Origin of the sequence: Aestuariimicrobium soli (assembly GCF_051192575.1) — a bacterium.
GTDB classification, from domain to species: Bacteria; Actinomycetota; Actinomycetes; order Propionibacteriales; family Propionibacteriaceae; genus Aestuariimicrobium; species Aestuariimicrobium soli.
In genome coordinates this window covers 215,761-237,553 of the sequence record NZ_JBPJSQ010000003.1, presented here as the reverse complement: position 1 = coordinate 237,553, position 21,793 = coordinate 215,761, and the positions used below count along the sequence as shown (strand labels likewise).

Annotated in this window: 24 protein-coding genes; 6 read left to right on the top strand and 18 right to left on the bottom strand. The window is 71.1% G+C overall.

The window, feature by feature from the left end; translation table 11 throughout:
* Positions 1–65 precede the first annotated feature (65 nt).
* The 9 genes from ACSDQ9_RS04865 to ACSDQ9_RS04825 all read right to left on the bottom strand — a co-directional run bounded on the left by ACSDQ9_RS04865 (position 66) and on the right by ACSDQ9_RS04825 (position 9,806).
* The gene (locus ACSDQ9_RS04865) at positions 66–584 is read right to left on the bottom strand and encodes a DUF3180 domain-containing protein (RefSeq protein WP_435144321.1); all 519 of its coding nucleotides are present in this window, start codon (positions 582–584) and stop codon (positions 66–68) included.
* The gene (gene folK, locus ACSDQ9_RS04860; protein ID WP_435144319.1) at positions 581–1,120 is read right to left on the bottom strand and encodes a 2-amino-4-hydroxy-6-hydroxymethyldihydropteridine diphosphokinase; all 540 of its coding nucleotides are present in this window, start codon (positions 1,118–1,120) and stop codon (positions 581–583) included. Before folK ends, ACSDQ9_RS04865 begins: the two co-directional genes overlap by 4 nt.
* Positions 1,110–1,478 carry a dihydroneopterin aldolase gene (gene folB / locus ACSDQ9_RS04855; RefSeq protein ID WP_435144317.1) on the bottom strand — a complete coding sequence of 123 codons (369 nt, stop codon included), beginning with the start codon at positions 1,476–1,478 and terminating at the stop codon, positions 1,110–1,112. The genes folK and folB overlap by 11 nt, the downstream gene beginning before the upstream one ends.
* Positions 1,479–1,535: 57 nt before the next feature.
* Entirely contained in the window at positions 1,536–2,378 is an 843-nt protein-coding gene (gene folP / locus ACSDQ9_RS04850; protein WP_435144315.1) for a dihydropteroate synthase, read from the bottom strand.
* Positions 2,375–2,950: a GTP cyclohydrolase I FolE gene (gene folE / locus ACSDQ9_RS04845; protein ID WP_435144933.1), complete on the bottom strand. Its 576-nt coding sequence runs from the start codon at positions 2,948–2,950 to the stop codon at positions 2,375–2,377. The genes folP and folE overlap by 4 nt, the downstream gene beginning before the upstream one ends.
* A 6-nt stretch (positions 2,951–2,956) precedes the next feature.
* Positions 2,957–5,041, bottom strand: coding sequence for an ATP-dependent zinc metalloprotease FtsH (ftsH, locus tag ACSDQ9_RS04840; RefSeq protein ID WP_435144313.1), 2,085 nt, complete (start codon positions 5,039–5,041; stop codon positions 2,957–2,959).
* A 122-nt stretch (positions 5,042–5,163) separates the two neighbouring features.
* Complete coding sequence (locus tag ACSDQ9_RS04835) at positions 5,164–6,537, bottom strand: NAD-dependent succinate-semialdehyde dehydrogenase (RefSeq protein WP_435144311.1); 1,374 nt, start codon at positions 6,535–6,537, stop codon at positions 5,164–5,166.
* 28 nt (positions 6,538–6,565) lie between these two features.
* Entirely contained in the window at positions 6,566–7,678 is a 1,113-nt protein-coding gene (locus ACSDQ9_RS04830; RefSeq protein ID WP_435144309.1) for an alcohol dehydrogenase catalytic domain-containing protein, read from the bottom strand.
* 58 nt (positions 7,679–7,736) lie between these two features.
* Positions 7,737–9,806 carry a DUF2207 domain-containing protein gene (locus tag ACSDQ9_RS04825; protein WP_435144306.1) on the bottom strand — a complete coding sequence of 690 codons (2,070 nt, stop codon included), beginning with the start codon at positions 9,804–9,806 and terminating at the stop codon, positions 7,737–7,739.
* Positions 9,807–9,864: 58 nt separating this feature from the next.
* Between ACSDQ9_RS04825 and ACSDQ9_RS04820 the strand changes: the two genes are divergently transcribed.
* Together ACSDQ9_RS04820 and ACSDQ9_RS04815 are read left to right on the top strand one after the other, a co-directional pair.
* Positions 9,865–10,254: a YidH family protein gene (locus tag ACSDQ9_RS04820; protein WP_435144305.1), complete on the top strand. Its 390-nt coding sequence runs from the start codon at positions 9,865–9,867 to the stop codon at positions 10,252–10,254.
* Positions 10,255–10,268: 14 nt separating this feature from the next.
* Positions 10,269–10,628: a DUF202 domain-containing protein gene (locus ACSDQ9_RS04815; RefSeq protein ID WP_435144303.1), complete on the top strand. Its 360-nt coding sequence runs from the start codon at positions 10,269–10,271 to the stop codon at positions 10,626–10,628.
* Between the two features lie 25 nt (positions 10,629–10,653).
* On the opposite strand, the gene hpt is transcribed toward ACSDQ9_RS04815, so the two are convergent.
* Genes hpt through dacB form a run of 4 tightly spaced genes read right to left on the bottom strand, consistent with a single transcriptional unit; the run spans position 10,654 to position 14,876 of the window.
* Positions 10,654–11,205, bottom strand: a complete 552-nt coding sequence (gene hpt / locus ACSDQ9_RS04810; RefSeq protein WP_435144301.1) for a hypoxanthine phosphoribosyltransferase — start codon at positions 11,203–11,205, stop codon at positions 10,654–10,656.
* A 10-nt stretch (positions 11,206–11,215) separates the two neighbouring features.
* Complete coding sequence (locus tag ACSDQ9_RS04805; RefSeq protein ID WP_435144300.1) at positions 11,216–12,391, bottom strand: tRNA lysidine(34) synthetase; 1,176 nt, start codon at positions 12,389–12,391, stop codon at positions 11,216–11,218.
* Entirely contained in the window at positions 12,391–13,476 is a 1,086-nt protein-coding gene (locus tag ACSDQ9_RS04800; RefSeq protein WP_435144297.1) for a zinc-dependent metalloprotease, read from the bottom strand. Before ACSDQ9_RS04800 ends, ACSDQ9_RS04805 begins: the two co-directional genes overlap by 1 nt.
* On the bottom strand, positions 13,428–14,876 hold the full coding sequence (dacB, locus tag ACSDQ9_RS04795; RefSeq protein WP_435144295.1) for a D-alanyl-D-alanine carboxypeptidase/D-alanyl-D-alanine endopeptidase: 1,449 nt from the start codon (positions 14,874–14,876) through the stop codon (positions 13,428–13,430). The genes ACSDQ9_RS04800 and dacB overlap by 49 nt, the downstream gene beginning before the upstream one ends.
* A 68-nt stretch (positions 14,877–14,944) precedes the next feature.
* Here dacB and ACSDQ9_RS04790 point away from each other — a divergent pair, with 68 nt between their 5' ends.
* The gene (locus tag ACSDQ9_RS04790; protein ID WP_435144292.1) at positions 14,945–15,505 is read left to right on the top strand and encodes an inorganic diphosphatase; all 561 of its coding nucleotides are present in this window, start codon (positions 14,945–14,947) and stop codon (positions 15,503–15,505) included.
* Positions 15,506–15,511: 6 nt separating this feature from the next.
* Here the strand turns inward: ACSDQ9_RS04790 and ACSDQ9_RS04785 are convergent, their stop codons facing one another.
* The gene (locus ACSDQ9_RS04785; protein ID WP_435144290.1) at positions 15,512–15,673 is read right to left on the bottom strand and encodes a hypothetical protein; all 162 of its coding nucleotides are present in this window, start codon (positions 15,671–15,673) and stop codon (positions 15,512–15,514) included.
* A gap of 185 nt (positions 15,674–15,858) precedes the next feature.
* Positions 15,859–17,091 carry an MFS transporter gene (locus ACSDQ9_RS04780; protein WP_435144287.1) on the bottom strand — a complete coding sequence of 411 codons (1,233 nt, stop codon included), beginning with the start codon at positions 17,089–17,091 and terminating at the stop codon, positions 15,859–15,861.
* Positions 17,092–17,291: 200 nt separating this feature from the next.
* On the opposite strand from ACSDQ9_RS04780, the gene ACSDQ9_RS04775 reads away from it, so the two are divergent.
* Both ACSDQ9_RS04775 and ACSDQ9_RS04770 read left to right on the top strand, forming a co-directional pair.
* Positions 17,292–17,960, top strand: a complete 669-nt coding sequence (locus ACSDQ9_RS04775) for a hypothetical protein (RefSeq protein ID WP_435144284.1) — start codon at positions 17,292–17,294, stop codon at positions 17,958–17,960.
* Complete coding sequence (locus ACSDQ9_RS04770) at positions 17,957–18,979, top strand: TRM11 family SAM-dependent methyltransferase (RefSeq protein WP_435144281.1); 1,023 nt, start codon at positions 17,957–17,959, stop codon at positions 18,977–18,979. Before ACSDQ9_RS04775 ends, ACSDQ9_RS04770 begins: the two co-directional genes overlap by 4 nt.
* Before the next feature lie 9 nt (positions 18,980–18,988).
* Here ACSDQ9_RS04770 and ACSDQ9_RS04765 read toward each other — a convergent pair whose 3' ends face one another.
* The gene (locus ACSDQ9_RS04765) at positions 18,989–20,038 is read right to left on the bottom strand and encodes an acetylxylan esterase (RefSeq protein ID WP_435144278.1); all 1,050 of its coding nucleotides are present in this window, start codon (positions 20,036–20,038) and stop codon (positions 18,989–18,991) included.
* 56 nt (positions 20,039–20,094) lie between these two features.
* On the opposite strand from ACSDQ9_RS04765, the gene ACSDQ9_RS04760 reads away from it, so the two are divergent.
* Positions 20,095–20,604 (top strand): SixA phosphatase family protein, encoded by a 510-nt coding sequence (locus tag ACSDQ9_RS04760; protein ID WP_435144276.1) that lies wholly within the window; start codon positions 20,095–20,097, stop codon positions 20,602–20,604.
* 11 nt (positions 20,605–20,615) lie between these two features.
* Here the strand turns inward: ACSDQ9_RS04760 and ACSDQ9_RS04755 are convergent, their stop codons facing one another.
* Both ACSDQ9_RS04755 and ACSDQ9_RS04750 read right to left on the bottom strand, forming a co-directional pair.
* Positions 20,616–20,870 carry a hypothetical protein gene (locus tag ACSDQ9_RS04755; protein ID WP_435144273.1) on the bottom strand — a complete coding sequence of 85 codons (255 nt, stop codon included), beginning with the start codon at positions 20,868–20,870 and terminating at the stop codon, positions 20,616–20,618.
* Positions 20,871–20,950: 80 nt separating this feature from the next.
* The gene (locus ACSDQ9_RS04750; RefSeq protein WP_435144270.1) at positions 20,951–21,793 is read right to left on the bottom strand and encodes a zinc ribbon domain-containing protein; all 843 of its coding nucleotides are present in this window, start codon (positions 21,791–21,793) and stop codon (positions 20,951–20,953) included.

Genomic DNA, 21,793 nt, shown 5'->3' with positions numbered 1-21,793 from the left:
ATACGGCCGCAGTGCGACAAAACCCGTACGGACAAGCCGGGGAATCTCGAGAACCCCAGAAGCTCTCAGCTGGCACGAGCGGCCCGCTCGGCCAACCACCCGCCGGCCGCGAGCACCAGCGAGGCCACCACGGCCACCGAACCGAAGATCACCCGCTGCCGGGGCATCGGGATCGCCCAATGACCCAGATTGAGCAGGGCGTAGACCAGGTGACCGCCGGCCAGCAGCGCACCGGTGAAGATCATGGTCTTGCCGAGCGCGAGCAGGAAGACCCCCATCGAGGCCGCGCGGTCGGGGTGGGCATCCATGTGGGCGCGGGCCCGCCGGCGGGCATAGAACCCGACCAGCACGCCCAACGCCGCCATCAGCACCGACATCACCCAGGGCGTCACCGGCACCACCTGGTGCAACGAGGTCATGGTCTCGACCACGAACCAACCGACCACACCGCCCACCAGCACCGCCACCGCGAACTGGAACCAGGTGGTGGGCCCGAGACCGGGCGAGTGCTGGTCGCCGTCGCCGGGAGCGTCCTCGTCGGGGGACGGGCGCTCGTCCGGTTCGTCGTCGAAGACGCGGGTCACGGCAGGTCGACGCGCTCGTCGATCTTGCTGACGACCGAGGTGTCGAGCCCGGCAACCAGGTCGGCGACCGCACCGTGGCCCGCCAGTTCGGCCAGCGGGTCGGCCTCGAGCCAGGGCACCAGCACGAACGCACGCTCGTGGGCGCGCGGGTGGGGCAGGGTCAGGCGATCGTCGATGCGTTCACGCTTGCCGACCATGACCAGGTCGATGTCGAGGGTGCGGGGTCCGCCGGGCACGTCGCGCACGCGACCGAAGGCGCTCTCGAGGGCCTCGGCCCGCTCCAGCAGGGTCATCGGTTCGAGCGTCGACTCGGCGACCAGCACCAGGTTGTAGAAGTCGTCCTGGTCGATCACCTCGCCCACCGGAACGGTGCGGTAGACGGAGCTGATGTCGACCGGGATCAGGTCGGGGGTGGTGGCCAGTTCGTTGATGGCCGACTGTAGGATCTCGAGGCTGTCGCCCACGTTCGACCCGAGACTGAAGACCACCTTCGAGATGGGACGCAGGTTTCCCAGCGTGTCGACGTCAATCACCATGGCTACTCCTCGTGACGGTCACCGCGACATCGGTGAACGGGGTCGATAAGGGGGCGTGGGGCTTGTGCACGGTCACCTCGGCCTCACGCACCCGGGGCAGGGTGACGAGGTCGGCGGCGATGCGGGCGGCGAGGGTCTCGATCAGGTTCACCGGCTCGCCGCTGAGATGGCGCTGCAGACGAGTGGCAACCTCACCGTAGTCGACGGTGCCAGCCAAGTCGTCCGAGTCGGTGTCACAGTCGACCCGTAGCAGGGCATCGGCGATGAACACCTGCGGTTCGCGGCGTTCGAAGTCGAACCAGCCGTGCCGGCCCAGCCCCGAGACACCGTCGAGCCGAATGGTCACCGGCTCACCCATGCCCTCACCCCTCCCCATCTCGTTGACGTGCGCTCTCGTTGACGTGCGCTGGCGACACTACCGGACGCCCGTGACGCCCCCGGCGGCCAGCCGCGCGGCCACCTCGACGGCATCGCGCTGGGCCCGCACCTCGTGGGTGCGCACGGCCCACACCCCCTGGGCGGCGCACAAGGCGGTGAGGGCGGCGGTGGCGGCGTCGCGCTGGTCGGGCGGACGAGGGCCCGCGTCGGTGGCCAGCAACTCCCCGAGGAACCGCTTGCGGCTGACCCCGACGAGCACGCGGTGGCCGTGGGTGAGGAACGAGGCGTTCGCCGCGAGCAGGGTCCAGTTCTGGTCTGAGTTCTTCGAGAAGCCGTAGCCCGGGTCGAGCACGATGCGCGCCGGGTCGATGCCGGCGGCCACGGCGGCGTCGCGGCGGGCCAGCAGCTCGCGGGTGACGTCGGCGACTACGTCGTCGTAGTGGGCCTCGTCATTCATCACCGAACCGTGGGCGCGCCAGTGCATCGCCACGTAGTCGACCCCCGGGTGCGTGTGCTGCAGGGCGGCGACGGTGGCCAGCATCTGCGGATCGGCCAGCCCGCCCGAGACGTCGTTGACGATGCCGGCACCCGCCTCGACCGCCGCCCGGGCGACCTCGGCACGCATGGTGTCGACCGACACCGTGACGCCCAGCGCGGCCACCGCCTCGACGACCGGGATCACCCGGCGCAGTTCCTCGGCGACCTCGGGTCGGGTCGAGCCGGGTCGGGTCGACTCTCCGCCGATGTCGATCAGGTCGGCGCCGTCATCAAGCATGGCCCGGGCGTGGTCGAGGGCGGCGGCGGGAGCGGCCCATCGTCCGCCATCGGAAAAACTGTCGGGGGTGACGTTCAGAATCCCCATCACCAGGGTGCGCGTCATCGCCGCACGGAGTTGATCAGCGCCATCGCCTCGGCGCGGGTGGCGGCCTCGCGCATGCGCCCGCGCACGGCCGAGGTGATGGTGCGCGCGCCGGGCTTGCGCACCCCGCGCATCGTCATGCACTGGTGCTCGGCCTCGACCACCACCAGCGCGCCGTTGACGTGCAGGTGCGTCACCAGCGCATCGGCGATCTGCGCCGTCAGCCGTTCCTGCACCTGGGGTCGCTTGGCGAACAGGTCGACCAGCCGCGCCAGCTTGCTCAAGCCGGTCACCCGGCCGTTGCCCGCAGGCAGGTAGGCCACGTGGGCCACGCCCGTGAAGGGCAGCAGGTGGTGTTCGCAGACGCTCCACACCTCGATGTCGCGCACCATCACCATCTCGTCGTGGTCGACGTCGAAGGTGGTGGCCAACAACTCGGCGGGGTCGGCGTGCAGACCGGCGAAGATCTCGGCGTAGGCGCGGCCCACCCGGGCGGGCGTCTCGCGCAGACCCTCGCGGTCGGGGTCCTCCCCGACGGCGAGCAGGATCTCGCGGACGGCCGCCTCGATGCGGGCCTGGTCGATCTCGGCCATCACGCCTCAGCGCGTCGGGGTGGGCCCCTGCGGACCCTCCCAGCCGGGCGCCTCCCAGCCGCCGTGACCGTCACCCGAGGCTCCCGGGGGCAGGTCGGACGAGCCCGGCTGCCCCGGGGGCAGCTGGATGCCGCCCGGCGGCACCTCGTCGGTGGGGCCGGCGGCGAGCTCGGCCGACTTCGGCGGGTCGATCGGCGGAATCTCCGACGGCACCCGCAGGGACGATCCGGTCCAGTTCTCACGCTCGGGGCGACGCTTGAGGTCGGCGAAGATGCGCTCCACCTCGGCCTTCTGCAGGGTCTCCTTCTCGAAGACCTCGCGCACCAGCACGTCGAGCACGTCGCGGTTCTCCTTGAGCACGTCGAAGGCCTCCTGGTGGGCGGCCTCGAGGAAGGCGGCCATCTCCTCGTCGATGGTGCGGGCGGTGGCGTCGGAGTAGTCGACGGTGCGGCCCGTGCCGGCCATGCCCAGGAAGGGTTCCTGCTCGCCTCCGCCCAGGGTGATCGCCCCCAGCGAGTTCGAGAAGCCGTACTGGGTGACCATCGCGCGGGCCACCTTGGTGGCCTTCTCGATGTCGTTGCCGGCGCCGGTGGTCGGGTCGCCGAAGATCAGTTCCTCGGCTGCGCGGCCACCCATCATGTAGGCCATCTGGTCGAGCAGTTCACCGCGCGACTGGGAGTACTTGTCCTGGTCGGGCATCACCATGGCGTAGCCGAGGGCGCGCCCGCGGGGCAGGATGGTCAGCTTCTGCACGTTGTTGCGGGTCGCCGGCATCGCGGCGGCCACCAGGGCGTGCCCACCCTCGTGGTAGGCGGTGACGAGCCGCTCGTGCTCGTTCATCAGGCGGGTGCGCTTCTGCGGGCCCATCAGCACGCGGTCGATGGCCTCGTCCAACTCGCGGTTGCCGATCAGCGGCAGGTTGAGGCGCGCGGTCAACAGCGCCGCCTCGTTGAGCACATTGGCCAGGTCGGCGCCGGTGAAGCCGGGCGTGCGCCGCGCGACCGAGGCCAGGTCGACCGACTCGTCCATCGGCTTGCCCTTGGCGTGCACCTTGAGAATCTGCGCCCGGCCCGCCATGTCGGGGGCCTCCACGCCGATCTGGCGGTCGAATCGTCCCGGACGAAGCAGGGCCGGGTCGAGCACATCGGGACGGTTGGTGGCCGCGATCAGGATCACGCCGCCGCGCACGTCGAAGCCGTCCATCTCGACGAGCAGCTGGTTGAGGGTCTGCTCGCGCTCGTCGTGCCCGCCACCGGTGCCGGCGCCGCGGTGTCGTCCGACGGCATCGATCTCGTCGATGAAGACGATGGCGGGGGCGGCGGCCTTGGCCTGCTCGAACAGGTCGCGCACACGGCTGGCGCCCACACCGACGAACATCTCGACGAAGTCGGAACCCGAGATCGAGAAGAAGGGCACGCCGGCCTCACCGGCGACGGCGCGGGCCAGCAGGGTCTTGCCGGTGCCGGGCGGGCCGTAGAGCAGCACACCCTTGGGAATCTTGGCGCCGACGCGCTGGAACTTGGGCGGGTCGGCGAGGAAGTCGCGAATCTCCTGCAGTTCCTCGATCGCCTCTTCACAACCGGCGACGTCAGAGAACGTGGTCTGCGGGGTGTCCTTGGTGGCGACCTTGGCCCGCGACTTGCCGAAGCCCATCACGCCGCGGCCACCGCCGGCGCCCTGCACCAGGTTCATCACGACGAAGAAGCCGACGATGAGCAGCAGGAACGGCAGGAAGTTGTAGAGCAGCGACGTCCAGAAGCTCGGCTGCGGGTTCTTGCCCTGCCAGCTCTCGAGCGACTTGTCGGCGATGCGCGCGTTGAGCCGCTCCACCAACTGCTCGGACTGGTTGCCCACCCACACCGAGCGGTAGTGCTTGTTGTCGGCACCCGTGATCTCGATGGACTGCTCGCCATCGGTGAGAACGACTTCCTTCAGCTTCTCCTTGCCATTGATCATGGCGACGGCCTGCGACGTGGGAATCTGTTCGACCCCGGTGGTGCGGGTGGCCAGGTTGACCGCGAGCACGATCAGCATGACGGCGATCAGGATCCACACGAGTGGACCGCGGAAGGCCTTCTGGAGGTTCTTCATTGCCTGCCTTGAGTCACGGGGCTGGGAGACGGTGCCGAAGCGTGGCCGAGCCTACCAGCGGGGTGTGCGGCGGCCCCTGGGGTGTTGCGCGGAGGGTTTTACTCGGGGGGGTTACTCAGGCGTCACCAGGCGATGGAGAAGTACTGCGTCTCCTGGAACTCGCGCAGCCCCTCGCGGGCGCCCTCGCGCCCCAACCCCGACTGCTTCATGCCGCCGAACGGTGCCGCCGGGTCGCTGACCAGGCCGCGGTTGATGCCCACCATGCCCGCCTCGATGCGTTCGGCCAGGTGCAACGCGTGCCCCAGCTCGGCGAACACGTAGGCCGACAGCCCCAGTTCGGTGCCGTTGACGTGGGTGAGCAGGTCGTCCTCGTTCGACCACCTGACCACCGACGCGATCGGGCCGAAGACCTCCTCGGCGACCACCCGCGCGTCGGCGGGCACGTGGTCGAGCACGATCGGGCGGACGAACCACCCCTCGCCCTCGGGCAGGGCGGCCCCGCCGGCGACGACGGCGCCGGCGGCGACGGCCTCGTCGACCACGGCGGTGATGGTGTCGCGGGCCTTCGCCGAGATCACCGGCCCGATGGCACACCCGGACGACGCCGGCCCCACCGTCAGCGCCGACACCCGCTCGGCGAGGCGGGCCACGAACTCGTCGGCGACCGCCTCGTGCACGAACAGCCGGTTCGCGGCCGTGCAGGCCTGGCCGCCGCCGCGGAACTTGGCGACCATGGTGCCCTCGACGGCCTGGTCGAGATCGGCGTCGGCGCAGACCACCACCGGGGCGTTCCCGCCCAGTTCCATCGAGCAGTTGAGCACCCGCTCCGAGGCCTGCGCGAGCAGGTGGCGACCGACCGCCGTCGACCCGGTGAACGACAGCTTGCGCACGCGCGGGTCGCGCAGCCAGGTGCCGACCACCGTCTCGGCGTCGGTCGTGCAGACGAGGTTGACCACGCCCTCGGGCACCCCGGCCTCGGCCAGCAGCTCGGCCACCGCCAGCGCCGTCAACGGGGTCTCGGCCGCCGGCTTCAGCACCACGGTGCAGCCCGCTGCCAGGGCCGGGGCGATCTTGCGGGTGGCCATCGCCGCGGGGAAGTTCCACGGCGTGACCAGCGCCGCCACCCCCACCGGCACCTGCCGCACGAGGGTGCGGGTGCCGCCCGCGGGGGCCGTCGTCCAGTCACCCTCGGAGCGCACCGCCTCCTCGGAGAACCAGCGGAAGAACTCCGCGGCGTAGGTGACCTCGGCGGTGGCATCGGCGGTCGACTTGCCGTTCTCCGACGAGATCAGCGCCGCCAACCGGTCGCGATCACGCAGCATCAACTCGAAGGTGCGGCGCAGCACCTCGGAACGTTCCCGGGGTGCCGTCTCGCGCCAGCCGGGCAGCGCGGCAGCGGCCGCGTCGACGGCGCGGGTCGCGTCGTCCGCCCCCTGGTCGGGCAGCGACCGCAGCACCTGGAGCGTGGCCGGGTCGAGCACGTCGAACGTCGTCATGTCAGTACCTCTCTGGTGGCCGCGCGGGTCACGGACGAATGATCTGCCGGAGCGCCTGCCCCGACGCGAGCCGGTCGAGCCCGGCGTTGAGTTCGTCGAGGCGCAGGTGCCCCGAGATCAGTTTCTCGACGGGCAGCCGACCTTGGCGCCACAGGTCGGCAAACCGTGGAATGTCGCGGCTGGGCACCGCCGAGCCGAGGTAACTACCGACCAGACTGCGCGCCTCGGCCACGAATCCCAGCGGCGAGATCGACGCCCGGGCATCGGGGTGCGGCAGCCCCACGGTGATGGTCATGCCGCCGGGAGCGGTCATGGCGATCGCCGCCTCCAGGGCCCGTGGGTGGCCGGCAGCCTCGATGACCACGCGGCCCTTGATGCCCGCCCCATCGACCCTTGCCAGCTCATCGGACGACCCGGCCTCGTCCGCCCCCAGGTCACGGGCCAGCGCCACCTTCTCGGGCACCTGGTCGACGGCGACCACCCGCACGCCCTCGATGGCCTTGGCCGTGAGCACCGCGGCCATGCCGACCCCGCCCAGACCGACGACCACGACGGTGTCGCCGGCCACCGGGCGCCCGACGTTGAGCACCGCTCCCCCGCCGGTCAGCACCGCGCAGCCCAGCAGGGCGGCCACCTCGGGCGGCACGTCGTCGTCGACCGGCACGATGGAGCGGCGGTCGATGACCGCGTGGGTGGCGAAGGCCGAGGCCCCCAGATGGTGGTGCACCGGCTCGCCGTCGCGGCTCAATCGGCGCCCGCCGGCGAGCAGTTCGCCCGCATTGTTGGTGGCACTGCCGGCCGAGCAGGGCCGCAGCCCATCGGTGGCGCACGCCTCGCACTCACCGCACCGGGGCAGGAAGGTGAGCACCACCCGCTGCCCCTCACGCAGGTCGGTCACCTGGTCGCCGAACGCGCGGACGACTCCGGCCGCCTCGTGGCCCAGCAGCATCGGCACCGGCCGCGGACGATTGCCGTCGACCACCGACAGGTCGGAGTGGCACAGGCCGGCCGCCTCGATCTCGACCAGCACCTCGGTGGGTCCGGGATCGGCGAGGTCGAGCTCCCCCACCGTCAGCGGTTGGGAGTCGGCGAAGGGGGCCGGGGCCCCGATGGTCTCGAGCACGGCACCGATGACGCGCATGGGTCCTCCTGCGAACTGACGTGTGGGGACGTGGAATCTGGTTTCAGGTTACTCCTGATCACCAGCCCCCGCCGCCGCCACCGCCGACACCACCACCGGAGCGTCCGCCGCCGCTTGAGCCGCCACCGCGCGAGCTCCTCGACGACGAGGACGACCAGCTGGAGCTGGTGCCGTCGTTGCTGGAGGAACTCAGCTCGTTGAGGTCGCTGGCGAACTGCGACAGGCCCTCACCGAAGTCACTGGCCGACTGCGCGGCCCGCTCGTGCATGCTCGAGAACAGACCGCGTCCGGCGTCGTTGTCGACGTAGTGATGACGCCTGCGCCTCGACGTCATCGCCGAGGTCAGGTCGGAGTACGACCCACCCCAGCCCGCCAGTTGGGCGGCCCACGACCCGTCGGGGCCGGCCAGGTCGGGCGCCGCCCGCAACTGCTCGCCGATCACCTGGGCCCACGTCTTCTCGATGCCGAAGATGAGCGCGTAGGGCAGCAGCGGTTCGTACAGCGTGACCTGCGCGTTCTCGCGCGGCGCGTCGACGACGTTCTGCAACCACTGGATGCGCTCGGTCTCGGCCAGCGTCATGAACTGCCGCAGCCCCAGCAGGTGGTCGCGCACGGCACGGCCCTCGTCCGTCAGCCGACCCTTGTAGGGGGTGCGGTAGATCGACGCGACCAGCGCCACCACCCCCACCACCGCGAGCGCGACGTACACCCAGAACGGGGTGCCCAGCAGCCCCGAGGCGAAGACGGTGATGCCGGCCGTGAGGTACAGGCACACGAACACGGGCATGAAATGCGCCGGGCTGTTCGGGGGCCAGTCGCGCCAACCGCGGTCGACGACGATCCCGGCCCGGTACTCGTCCTGGGCCGCAGGCTCCCACGCCTCGTCGTCGCGGTTCACCGGCACCGTTCCCCCGAACAGTGCCGCCGTGGCCGCGCGCTCCAACTCATCGGGGAAGGCCTGCGTGAGGTCGCCCGTCTCGAGCACCAGGGACTTCCGCAACTTCCGGCGCTGCCACCACGACAGCCGCTCCCGATCGGTGGGGTGACCCGCGCCGGCGTCGGGGGCGGCGGCCGGTTCGTCCGAGGTGATGGTCGACACCTTGCGGACGACCAGGTCCATCAGCATGGCGGCGGGCCCGAGCGCCTCGCGGCCCATGATGTCGGCCGACGCGAACACCGGCACGCCCTCGGGAGGGGTGACCTGGGTGACGATCACCTTCGGTCGTCCGACGTGGTGGAACCAGGCGCGGCGGGCCTCCTGCACGGCGAGGGCCAGCAGCCCGGCGGCCGGCACCAACCACACCCACCACCGGCCGAGCAGCCCGAGGGCATCGACCTGGGTCGACGGCGTGTAGGCCCGCTCAAAGGTGCCGTTGGCGAAGCCCACGGCCCAGGTCAGCTGCTCGCCCGGCTCGAGGTCGCTGGTCGAGGCGGTCACCGTGTCGCCGGAGCGCGAGATGGCGCAGGTGTCGGTGCTGCCCTCGGCTCCGCGGTAGCAGGCGAGCGAACCGTCGGTGGCCGCAGCCAGGTCGCCACCGAGGTGGATGCGGGCGGTGAGCGACTCGACGGGCTGCCGCCAGCGGGTGCCGATGGTGTCGACGTAGAGCTGCTGGCGCGACCGGTCAGGGGCATTCAGGGCGACGTCGCGAATGGTGTACGACAGCTGGTAGGTCTGGTGCTCGCCGGCGACGGCATACCGGGTGGCGCTGCCGATGCGCACCACCACGACCCCGTCCTCGCGGCTGACCTGGTAGTCGGGGGTGCCAACCTGGGGGTCGTCCGGCTCGTAGGGTCGGGTGGTCGTCACTCGTCCGGTCACGGTGACCGTGCCGATCGGGGTGGTGTGGTCCTGGTACCCGGTGGGGATGAAGCGGACGATGCCGTGGTTGGTCTCGTCGTTGGCGAAGGTGACGACGAACTCCTCTCGCACCTCGAGGTCGGTGGTGCCGTCGGAGCGCACCACCGGGGTGTAGTCGCCGACGAAGGAGTTGATCACGAAGTTGTCGGCGCTCGTGCGGGTGCCGGTGTCGTGGCGATTGGCCTTCCACCACGCCGGGATCGCGGCCGCGAGCATCACCAGGGCGATGATGATCGGGTAGCGAATCCAGCTACCGAGGGTGCGCAGCATGCGACCACGGTAGGCCGGGGCGAGGCCACCGGAAGGGTGGGACGCTAGGTTGAACCCTGTGACCGAACGCTCCCCAAATCGTGGTTCAGGCGATCGTCGCTTCCCCGCGCGGGTCTACGCCCACGGATCGGAGCCCGACCCCCGCTTCTCGCTGGCCAACGAGCGCACCTTCCTCGCCTGGATGAGCACCGGCCTGGCGCTGATCTCGGTCGGGGTGGGTCTGGAGGCCTTCGGGCTGACGCTGCACCACGGGCTGCGGCTGGCGGCGTCGGCAGTGCTGATCCTGCTCGGCATCACGGTGCCCGTGCACGCCTGGTTCAGCTGGATGCGGGTCGAGTCGGCCATGCGCGACCATCGTCCGTTGCCGGCGCTGACCATGGGACTGGTACTGACCGTCGGCCTGGCGATCGCGGGGCTGCTGGTGCTGGCCGCCGTGGTCGCGGCCTGAGTCGGGGGCCGGAGATGGGCGCGGGACAGCCGTCGGCTTCGGCCGAGGCCTGGGACCGGGGGCTGCAACCCGAGCGGACGGCGCTCGCCTGGCGCAGGTTCGGGATCGCGATCATCGGCGTCGGCCTGGCCATGCCGCGACTCACCTGGCCGGCCATCGGTTGGTGGGGGTTGCCCGCCGGCGCGTGCGCGCTGGTGGTCGGCGTCGTCGTGCTGCACCAGTCGGTCGAGCGCTACCGCCGCGCCCACACCACGCTGACGACCAGCGACGTGCCCACCCTGCCGAGCGGACGAACCCCCCTGCTGCTGGTGGTCACCCTCCTGGTGATGGGGGTGACCGCCCTGGGGGCGGTGGCGGCGAACCTGGTCAGCTGAGGCGACTCGGCTGCGGGCGGGTCGCTCAGCTGTAGACGGCGGGGCTGAGAATGCCCACGTCGCGCAGGTTGCGATAGCGGCCCGCGTAGTCGAGGCCGTAGCCGACGACGAACTGGTTGGGAATGTCGAAGCCCACGTACTTGACCTCGACGTCGGTGGTGATCGCCTCGGGCTTGCGGAACATGGTCATGATCTCGAGGCTCGCGGGTTCGCGGCTCTGCAGGTTCTGCACCAGGTAGCTCAGGGTCAGGCCGGTGTCGACGATGTCTTCGACGATCAGCACGTGCTTGCCTGAGATGTCGGTGGTGAGGTCCTTCAGAATGCGCACCACCCCGGAGCTCTTGGTGCCCGAACCGTAGCTCGAGATCGCCATCCAGTCCATGGTGCAGTGGCTCTTCAGTGCCCGGCTGAGGTCGCTCATCACCATCACGGCGCCGTTCAGCACGCCGATCAGCAGCAGGTCCTTGCCGGCGTAGTCGGCATCGATCTGCGCGGCCACCTCGGCGAGGCGGGCGTCGATGTCGGCGCTGGTGTGCAGCACCTCGGTCAGGTCGGAGGAGAGATCAGCGGCATCCACGAACCCGACCCTACCGCTTGAAGACCAGGTGCGGCCCCCGTCGGGTGACCCGCCCCCCGGCCAGGTCGACGCCACCCTGACCGTGCCACCGGGTGACCAGATCGGCGACCGCCATCACCTGCGCCCGGGTCGGTTGGCCGACCCCCCGTTCGAGCAACCAGGCCCGGACGACCCGCGAGACTCGCGCCGCCGGCTGGTCGACGAGGGCGGCGACCCGCAGGTCGTCCCGCTCGCTCGCCTCGCGCAGCCAGCCCGCGGTGAGGGTGTCGAGCAGGTCGGCGTCGTCGCGCAGCAGGTCGGCGCTGCGGGCGAGGGCGTCGGCGATGCCGGGGCCGAGCTCGCGCTCGAGGGCGGGGAGCACCCGGGAGCGCACGCGGACGCGGGTGAACCGGGGGTCGTCGTTGTGCGGGTCGTCCCAGGGGGTGAGGCCCCCATCGAGGCACGCCTGCCGCGTCTCGGCGCGGGTCACCCCGAGCAGCGGACGCACCCACTCGACACCTGGCACCAGCCGCTGACGAGGGGGAATGCCCGCGAGCGAGCGGGCCCCGGAGCCGCGGGCGAGGCCGAGCAGGACCTGTTCGGCAACGTCGTCGCGGGTGTGGGCGAGCCAGATCTCGACGGGTGCGGCGCCGGGTTGGTGTTCGCCCCTCCCCGACTCACACTGGCCCGATTCACGCCTCCCCGACTCGCGCCTCCCCGACTCGCGCCTCCCTGACCCACACCGATCCATAACGGCGTTACCCTGCGAGTTCTTGCCATCTGGTGGCAAGAACTCGCAGGGCGACGCCATTTCCGCTCGGTGCTGCTCGGCGACCTCGGCCAGCAGGCGGCGGCGAAGGTCGCGGGCGGCGGCCTCTGGGCCCGCATCGCCGCGCGGCACCTCACCGGAAACCACCCGGCAGTCCAGCCCCAGCCCGAGCACCTGCTGGCGCGCCTTCTCGGCGACCTCACCCGACCCAGGCTGCAACCCGTGGTCGACCACGACGGCCTCGATCGCCGGCACCGGCAACCCGCGGCGCCGCAGCGACTCCCCACACCAAGCGACGGCGGCGGCCATGGCCAACGAGTCGGCGCCGCCGCTCACGCCCAGCACCACCGCACCGGGTCCCAATGCTCCGGATTCCCGCCCCGCCTGCACCGCCCCGACCACCCGCAGCTGCGCCTGCGACAGGGTGCGGGCCGCCATCAGCCGCCCACCCGGCGCAACCAACCGCGCGGGTCGTCCAACTCGTGGCGGCGCGGCAGATTGCGCGGCTGCTGCCACACCAGGTTCAGCCCGGGGAGCCCGGCCTCGTGGATCACGGCCCGGCAGAAGGCGGCGCCGTCGCGGTACTGCGCGAGCTTGGCGTCGAGGCCGAGCAGGCGTCCGAACCGCGCGCCGGCGCCGGTGGCCCCCCGCCGGGCCTCGAACCTCGCTCGAATCTGAGCGAGGGTGCCGATCACCTCGGGGGCGGCGAGGTCCATCATCACGTCGGCGTGGCCCTCGAGCAGCGACATCACGGCCGTCAGCTGGTCGATCGCCCGCCTCGCCTCGGGGCCGGAGGCCAGATCGAGGACGAGCCCGTTGCTCGGCTCCGCATTTGCTCCGGCCCCATCCCCTCTGGCCAGGCGACCCCGCACCCGCTGCAGCACCGCGGACAGGTTCTCCTGCCCCTCGGCATCGAGCACGTCGGCCACCAGGCCCACCACGTGGTCGACCAGCCACGGCGCCGTCAGGAACTGCGCCCGATGGGTCTGCTCGTGCAGGCACACCCACACCCGGAAGTCCGACGGATCGAGCTTCAACGCGCGCTCGACCTCGAGCACGTTCTGCGCCACCAGCAGCAGCCCCGGCCGCGGCGAGAACGGGTCGTACTGACCCAGCACCCGGCGGCTGACCAGCCCGAGCACGCCGCCCAACTGCACCGCTCGCGCGCCACCGGCGGCCCGGTCGGCCAGATGTCGGGGCGCCGCGGGATGCCCCAGCCGGTCGAGGATCGAGAAACTCATCCGGGTGTTCGCCTGCACCCAGCGGCGACGGTCGACCACCAGCACACGCAGGTCGTCGGTGCCCGCGGTCGCCGGCAGCTCGGCCGTCCGGGCGATCAGCTCAGGCACCGAGGCGGCGGCATGGTGCAGTTCGGCAACCAGTTCGTCGCGTTCGGCCTTGGTGGCGTGGGGCCCGGGGCCGGTCAGGCCTCGTCCGATGGTTTCGACGGCGGCACGGTCGATCCAGTCGAGCATCAGCGGCACCCACAGCCGGTCGCGGCCGACGCCACCTGGTCGATCCACAGGCGGGCGAACCAGTCGTTGGTGGAGTCGTTGACCATGATCGCCAGGATCAGCGGCTGCCCGTCGGTGCTGACGGTCCAGCCCGACAGGGTCGAGACGCCGGTCAGCGTGCCGGTCTTGGCGTGCACCCAGCCGCGCCCGACCGCGGCGCCGGAGTCAGTGCGGAACCGATCGGCCAGCGTGCCGCTCACCCCGGCGACGGGGGTCGAGACCAGCAGACCCTTCAGCGAATCGTTGCGCGAAATCTTCTGCCAGGCGCTCGCCAGCATCAGTGCGGTCACCCGGTTGTCACGCGACAGCCCCGACCCGTCGGTCGTGACGGCGCCCTTCGTCCACAGTCCGTCGGCGGTCAGGGCGTGCTGCAGGGCGGACGAGGCCCCCGCGAACGAGCCGGGCTGGCCGGCGGCGAGGGCGAGCTGGCGGAAGAGCACCTCGGCGCCGAAGTTGTCGGAGTGCACCATCACCTCGGTGGCGATGTCGATCAGCGGCATCGACTGCACGGCGGCGAGCTCGGTGGCCGGCTTCTCGCCGACGGCGCGCCGGCCGACCTTGCCGGTGATGGTGATGCCGGCCGCCCTCAGCTGCTGGGCGAACCTGGTGGCCGTCTCGGCGGCCGGTTGCTGCGACAACCCGGTGCCGGGCACCCGCACGCCGTCCTGGTCGACGGTGCGGCCGGCGTCGAGCGAGAGCGACGAGATGCGGGCCACCTGGTCGGAGTAGCCCGCAGGCCAGCTCGGGTGCCAGTCGGGGCCGCTGAACAGGGTGTCGTCGTAGCCCAGGCTCACGCTGGTCACCCCGGCCTGCTTGAGGGCGGCCGCGGTGAGGGTGGCCAGTTCGAGGGTGCTGGTGGCGGTCGGACGGGTCGGGTTGTGCACGGTGCCGAGGTAGGGGTCGCCGCCGCCCACCAGCACGATCGTGCCCGGCGAGGTTTGCACCACCGAGGTGGTGAACCGGTGCCCCGGGCCGAGCTTCTCGAGCACGGCCATCGTGACCAACGTCTTCAGGTTCGACGCCGGCAGCATCAACTGCTGCCCGCCCTGGTTGGCCAGCACGGTGCCGGAGGCGTGGTCGATCACCACGATGGACGACCGCCCCCCGTGCTGCGGTTTGATCGCCGACAGCTGGCGCTGCAGGGCGGATCCCGCCAGCGTGGCCCGCGGGGTGACGGGCTCGGGCTCGTCCACCACCCCGTCGCCGGACTGCTGCTCGGGAGCGGTCGAGGGGGTCGGCGGCGCGAACAGCGACGGCGCGATGGTGCTCGGTTGGCGGCCGGCGGTGCGCAGCCCCGTCGAGCGCGCGAGCGGCGAGGCGAAGACGATGACGCCCGCCGCCAGGAGGGCTGCGAGCAGGCCCGCGACCGACAGCCCCATCAGCGCTCCCCGACTGCGACGACGCGTCACCCATCCCCCTGTTCAGGCGCTATTCTTGAGCGCGCAACGGTGCCCCCAATCATAGAGAGAGGCCGCACGTGACCGATGAGTTCCAGCGGGTTGAGCTGTCTGCTCCCCCGGCAGGTCTGACCTTCGATGTGACCATCGAGATTCCCAAGGGCACCAAGAACAAATACGAGATGGACCACACCACCGGGCGCATCCGGTTGGATCGCACCCTGTTCACCTCGACCCAGTACCCCTATGACTACGGCTTCGTCGAGGGCACCCTGGGTGAGGACGGCGACCCGCTCGACGCGCTCGTGCTGGTGCCCGAGCCGACCTTCCCCGGCTGCCTGATCGAGTGCCGCGCCGTCGCCATGTTCCGCATGAAGGACGAAATGGGTGGTGACGACAAGGTGCTCTGCGTGCCGGTGGCCGACCACCGCCGCGACACCCTGGTCGAGATTGAGGACGTCTCGGAGCTGATGCTGCTCGAGATCGAGCACTTCTTCACGGTCTACAAGGACCTCGAGCCCGGCAAGTCGGTCGAGGGCGCCACCTGGACCGGACGACCCGCCGCCGAGGAAGAGATCCGCGCCTCGTTCGAGCGCGCCAAGGGCACCCCCTTCGAGCACCACCACGTGAACCTGCACTGAGGGCCCTCACCCGCAGGCGTCCACCGGCAGCAGCACGATCGTCGTGATCCGGAGGGTGCCGTCGACCAAGGGGGCGACCTCGGCGGTCAACAGCTCCAGGTCGCCGACCGACTCCGGCGATCCAGCCGACCTCCAGGTCTTCTGACGGCGATCAACGCAGGCGCTCACGTTGAACGACGAGCCCTCGCCTCCGAACCCGTGCAGTCGCACATGAGAGACCGCGCGCGCGGTGCCACTCGTGATCGTGTCGTGCGCCCGACGGTAGGAACCCGACGGGGCCATCTGGGCCCTGAATCCGGGCCTGTGGATAACTATCTGACCCGATTTTCGGCTGCCTTCGCCCCCTCACCGCCTCAGGACGATTCCTCGTGCCGGTGGTTCCTCACCGGCGACAGCGCGGCCATCAGGGCGGCGATCGCGAACACGACGACCACTCCCACCACCGTCACTCGCGGGCCAGCCAGGCCGACGAGCAGTCCCCCCGTCATCGCCCCGATGGCCGCGAGCGTCCTGTTGCCCGCGCGTCGGGTGGCGTTGGTGCGACCCAGCAGCTCGTCCGGTGTGAGCGTCTGCCAGAGCCATTGCTCCGGGGAGTTCTCGGCACCCATCGCGAGGCCCTGCAGCACCAGTGCGACCACGATCAGCACCCCGCCGATGACGCCTGGTGAGGCCAGGGACACCACCAGCCAGGCAACTGGATAGGCCAGCCTCGCGGCCACGATCACCCGCCCCTCACCGAATCGGGCGCTGAGGCGTGGGGCGAGCGAGGCGCCGACGAGACTGCTGACGCCGAACGCCGTCAGCAGCAGTCCATAGGTCACCGAGGTGTATCCCCACGATCTGAGGGCCAGCAGCGAGAGGGCAGTCATGGCGGCGCCGTTGGCCACGAACCAGACGTGCGTCGAGACTGCCAGCGGCCCCAGGGTGCGATGGCGGTACGTCCACCGCAAGCCCTCGCGCATCTCGGCGCCGAGATTTCGGCGGCGAGGGGCGGGCCGGGGTTCGTCCACGCGCAGGCTCGCGTTGAGTGCAGCGTCGACCAGATAGCTGATCGAGTCGACGAGGATGGCGAGCGGGGCACCGAGCAGTCCGACCAGCCCTCCACCCAACGCCGGCCCGAGCGTCTGCGCCGCCGCGTCGGACTGGTCGAGGCGCGCATTGGCCTTCAGCAGCCGCGACCGGGGCACCAGCCGCGGCAGCAGCGACTGGGTGGCGGCGAACCCGAACACCGAGCACGCGCCGAACACCAGCAGGGCGACGACCACCATCCAGATCTGCAGCAGGCCGCTCAGCCACAGGATCGGAATGGCACCCAAGGCGAGCGCACGCCCAACACTGGCCCACACCAGAATCGGCCGGCGGCGCCACCGGTCGGTGTACACGCCCGCCACGAGACCGAGCAGCGCGTACGGCACGAACTGGGCGGCGTTCACGACGCCCACCTCGAAAGGGGTCGCCTGCAACACCTGCACGACGAGCACCGGAATGGCGACGGCGGTCACGGACGTGCCGAAGGAACTGATGGCCGCCGCCGCCCAGTAGCGACCGAAAGACGACCGGGCCACACCGGTGCCTGCCACGACCATGCCCACCCCTGTCGGTTTCGATCGACCCTATCTGCGCCCGACCCACCGGCCATCACTCTCACCGCCAGCAGGTCCGAACGCCAGCAGGGTCGTAGCGGCGCCCTCGGCGGCTCCCACCCCGGGACGAATCCCGTCAGACCGGCGGCCACCCGCGACCAATCGGGGCCCGACCAGCCGGGAACGGGCGATGGAATCGGTGCATGACCTCCCCACGGCCCTGGCTGACGATCGCCCTCGGTTCCGCCGCCCTCGGGCTCGCCTCCCTGCTGTCGAACATGATCACCACGGCCGAACTCGAGGGCCGCGCCGACACCTGGCTGACCATCCGCACCGTGCTCGCCCAACTGGTCAACTCCGGCACGGCGTGGGCCGGCCTGCTGGTCTGGGCCGGGTGGATCGTGGGTCGCTGGCGCCCCGCCCTGCTGGCCGGACCGCTGGCCGGCCTGGTGGCACTGACGATGCACTACGGCCTCGCCGCCCTCACCGACGCGATCCCGGCCCGCATCGGCGACAACCTGTCGTGGGTGGCCGCCTGCCTGGTGCTGGGCCCGCCGCTGGCCCTGGTCGGCGTCGCCGCCGGACGAACCGACCACCCCCGCCTCGGTCCGCTGGCGTGGGCGGCCCGGCTGGTGGTGCCCGTCGGCGCCATGGCCGAACCCTTCGTGCGCGGATCGTTCCAGGACGCCCTCAGCCTGACCTCGGCCAGCTCCCCCGCCACGGCCGCCGCCCTCTGCGCCAGCGCCATCTCGGGGGCCGTGCTGCTGCTGGCCGGCATCATCGCCGTGATCAACCTCGCCGCCCGACGCGACCGCACCCCCGTCCCCTCGACTCGACTCCACCCGCACGCAGGGGCGACACTGAACCGGTGACCCGATCCGCCCTGCTGCTCTCACCCTCCGCCAACCGCGTCTACGCCGGCGAGGCCGCCACCCTCGCCGCCGGCGAACTGCAGATCTGCGTGCCCGAGGCCCGCGACGTCGCCGCCACCACCATCGCGGGCGTCGACTACCTGACCTTCGAGCACCCCGGTTGGTCGGACGACCTCGCGGCCGCCATCGCCCGGCTGTCGGCGACCCTGGCCGTCTTCGACCTCGAGGGCAACGAGGCGCCGGTGTTTCGTCCGGTCGAGTTGCCGGCCACCGACTGGCTCGACGACGACCTGGTCACGATCCCGAAGTACCCCGGCAAGACCAACGAGCAGTTCACCCGTCTGCTGGTCAACGTCACCCTGGCCGCGATGGTGCGCGAGGCCGAGCCCGGGCAGCCGCTGAGCATTCTCGACCCTCTGGCCGGACGAGGCACCACCCTGTTCACCGCCTGGCTGCTCGGCCACCACGGCTACGGCGTCGAGGGCGACACCAAGGCCGTCGAGCAGTTGGCCGCCTACCTGAAGACCTGGCTGCGCCGCAAGCGCCTCAAGCACTCGGCCGACCTCACCCCGGTGCGCCGCGAGGGCAAGACCCTCGGCAAGCGGTTCGACGCCGAGCTGCGGCTACCGGATCGTCCGGCGTTGAGCCTGGGCGTCTTCACCGGCGACACCCGCACCAGCCGCGAGCTGTGGGGCCGCAAGACCTTCGACGCCATCGTCACCGACGCGCCCTACGGAGTGGTGCACGGGTCGTCCACCGACGTGCGGGGCACCAGCGGACGACGCGACCGCTCCCCCGCCGGTCTGCTGGGCGAGTCCATCGAGGTGTGGGCGACCCAGCTCAAGCCGGGTGGCGCGCTCGGGCTGTCCTGGAACACCCACGGGCTGGGCTACGAGCAACTGGCCGATCTGATGGAACAGGCCGGCCTGACCGTCTGCGAGGGCGACGAGTGGCAGCGGTTCAGCCACCGCGTCGACTCCTCGATCCAGCGCGACCTGATGGTGGCCGTCAAGGTCTGACGACCGACCTCAGGAGGCGTGCCGACCCCGACGCGGAGCGTTGGCCGGGCCGTCGCCCCGGCTCTGCACGCGATCACGAATCCAGCCCAACTGCTCCCAGGTCTGCACCTGACGACCACCCTCGTGCCCGTTCCACGGGTAGACGTTGATCGACGTCTCGGGGGTCTCGTCGGCCTGCGCGCCCCACTGGTTGTAGGCGGCGTAGACGGTGCTGGGCGGGCAGATCTGGTCCATCAGCGCCACCGAGAACAGTGCCGGGCAGGTGGCCCGCTTCGACAGGTTCACCCCGTCGAAGTAGCTCAGCGTGTGCATCGACCGCTCGACATCGTCCGGGTGACCGGCGAACCACTCCCCGACCTCACGGTAGGGCCGCGAATCGGTCAGGGTGAGTGCGCGCGGGAAGTGACAGAGGAACGGCACGTCGGGCATCGCCCCGGCCAGCGGAATCCCGGCCAGACCCGCGAGCCCGGCGGCGGCGATCGTCATCGCGCCACCCTGCGAGGCGCCCTGCACGAAGATCTGGTCGCGGTCGATCTGGGGCAGCCCGGCGGCGACCTCGAGCAGGCGCACGACGTCGACGAACAGGCGCCGGTAGAAGTAGTGCTCGGGGTGCTCCAGACCCGAGGTCATCACGCCGGGGGTGCCGCCGCTGGCGTACTCCGACGCGTCGCGGGTGACCTCGAAGATCGAGGGTGCCGACCATCCCTGACCGCGCGTGTCGAGCACCAGGTGGGCCCAGCCGGCGTTGACGAACTGCCCCGGGAACGGCATGCCACGACCCCCGGAGTAGCCGTGGAACTGCACCACGACCGGCACGTTCTCGTGGCCGGCGGGCACGAACAGCCAGGCCTTCACGTCGGTGCCCCCGAACCCGGCGAAGGTCACGTCCCAGGTGTCATGCAGCGTGGCCCGCGCATCGATCGGCTCGAGCCGGGCGTTCAGGTCATGACTGCGGGCCTCGGCGATCGTCCGTTGCCAGAACTCGTCGAAGTCGGCTGGTTCGGGAACCTCGGGACGATAGGTCTCGAGCTGGTCAAGGGGCAGGTCGAACAAGGCCATGGTGGGAATCCTATGCCTCGACGGTGGCGCCCGCCCCACGTCCCTAGAGTGGACGCATGCCCACCCTCTTCCTGCTGCGCCACGCCAAGACCGAAGCCTCCCATTCCCGTGGCGACAAGGCACGCGAGTTGACCGATCGCGGACGAGCCGACGCCCGCGCCGTGGGCGAGCAGTTGGCGGGCCGCGGCATCGAGCTGGTGCTGTGTTCGTCCGCCGTGCGCACCCGTCAGACGGTCGAGGAACTGGGCCTGGCCGCCCGCGTCGAGGTGATGGACGCCCTCTACGCCAGCGACGTCGAGACCATGCTGCAGCGCATCGGCGAGGTGGACGAATCGGTCGAGAACCTGCTGGTGGTGGGCCACTCCCCGACCATCCCGGCGCTGGCAGCCGAACTTGTCTGGGCCACGCAACGAGCGCAGGCCGACGATCTGGCGTGTGATTTCCCCACTGCCGCCTGGGCGGAGATCACCGTCGAGGGCAGTTGGCAGGAGCTGGCCGCGTCGCGGGCCGGGGCGGAATCCTCCGGGGTGCGGTTGCGGGAGGTGCACCGCTCCCGGGACCTGTAGGCGGGCACGCCCTAGAGGCGGCGGGCACGACGCCGTGCCAGGTTGCGGCCACCGATGGCCAAGCACACCGCCGCGACGACGAACAGCCCCACCATGAAGGCCACCGATCCAAGCATCAGTTCGCGGTGACATCCGCCAGGGCCGTCCGAGGCGCAACCGACCCCGTAGAGCGCGGTGCTCACCAGCAGTCCGTAAGCCAGCGCCGCCATACCGACGATGGTCGGCAGCACGATCCCCACGATCGACCGCAGTGGGTGCTCACTCATGCCTCACAGTATGTCACCACGGGGACGGGGTCACCGTGTCTGGAGGTCATAGCCTCACAGACGTCACAGGCGTCACAGCCTCACAGGGGCTGGATCAGGATGCGCACCGAGTTGCCGCCCGTGCACACGATGAAGTCGGGCCGCGAACAGTTCAGGGTGTAGCTGCGGTTGGTGACCGGACTGGTTGCAGTGACCGTGAAGGTGCCGGTGCGCTTGCGGTCGATCTTGCCGAACACCACCACGGCGAACTCGCACGAGGTCTGCTGGTTCGCCGCCACGTCGGCCCCGCAGGCACGCGTGTAGCTCGGCCACGGCAGCCGGGAGACCTTCACCACCGCGGACGACGAGGTGGCCGGCTTCGACGGGGCCGGCCGTGAACTGGCGGCCTGCGTGAGGCTGGCGGCGGGCGTCGAGGCCACCGGGGTGGCCGAACTCGCCGACGGGGTGGCGGCATCGCCGGGCGACAGGTTGAAGAACGACCAGCTGACGATGACGATCGGCACCACCGCCGTCAGCAGGGCGAGCGTGAGCACCACCACGGCCACCTGGTTGCGACGGGTGTGCTGGCGGCTGGCGGCCGCCCGCACGCGACGCTGTGCCGCCTCGGCCCGCCTCGCCTGCGCCGGCTCGTCGAACGTCCTCGGGTCGAGGGGCACCTCGTGGTGCGGGTCCGTCGGAGTGGGGGACGAGGCCGGGGCGGCCACCCCGTGGCGCGGCGCGGCCGGCAGGGGCGGCAGGTCACTCAGGTCGAGGGGCGGCCGGATCGCGGTGTCGATGAGCTCGTCCGGCATCTCCCGGACGATTTCGGCCTCGCTCATCATCGGCGTGAGCCGCACGGCCCCCGATCTGGTGAGGTCGGCCACGCACTGGGGGCAGAACCGAGCGCTGGCGGCGATCTGCGCACCACAGTTGCTGCAGTACAT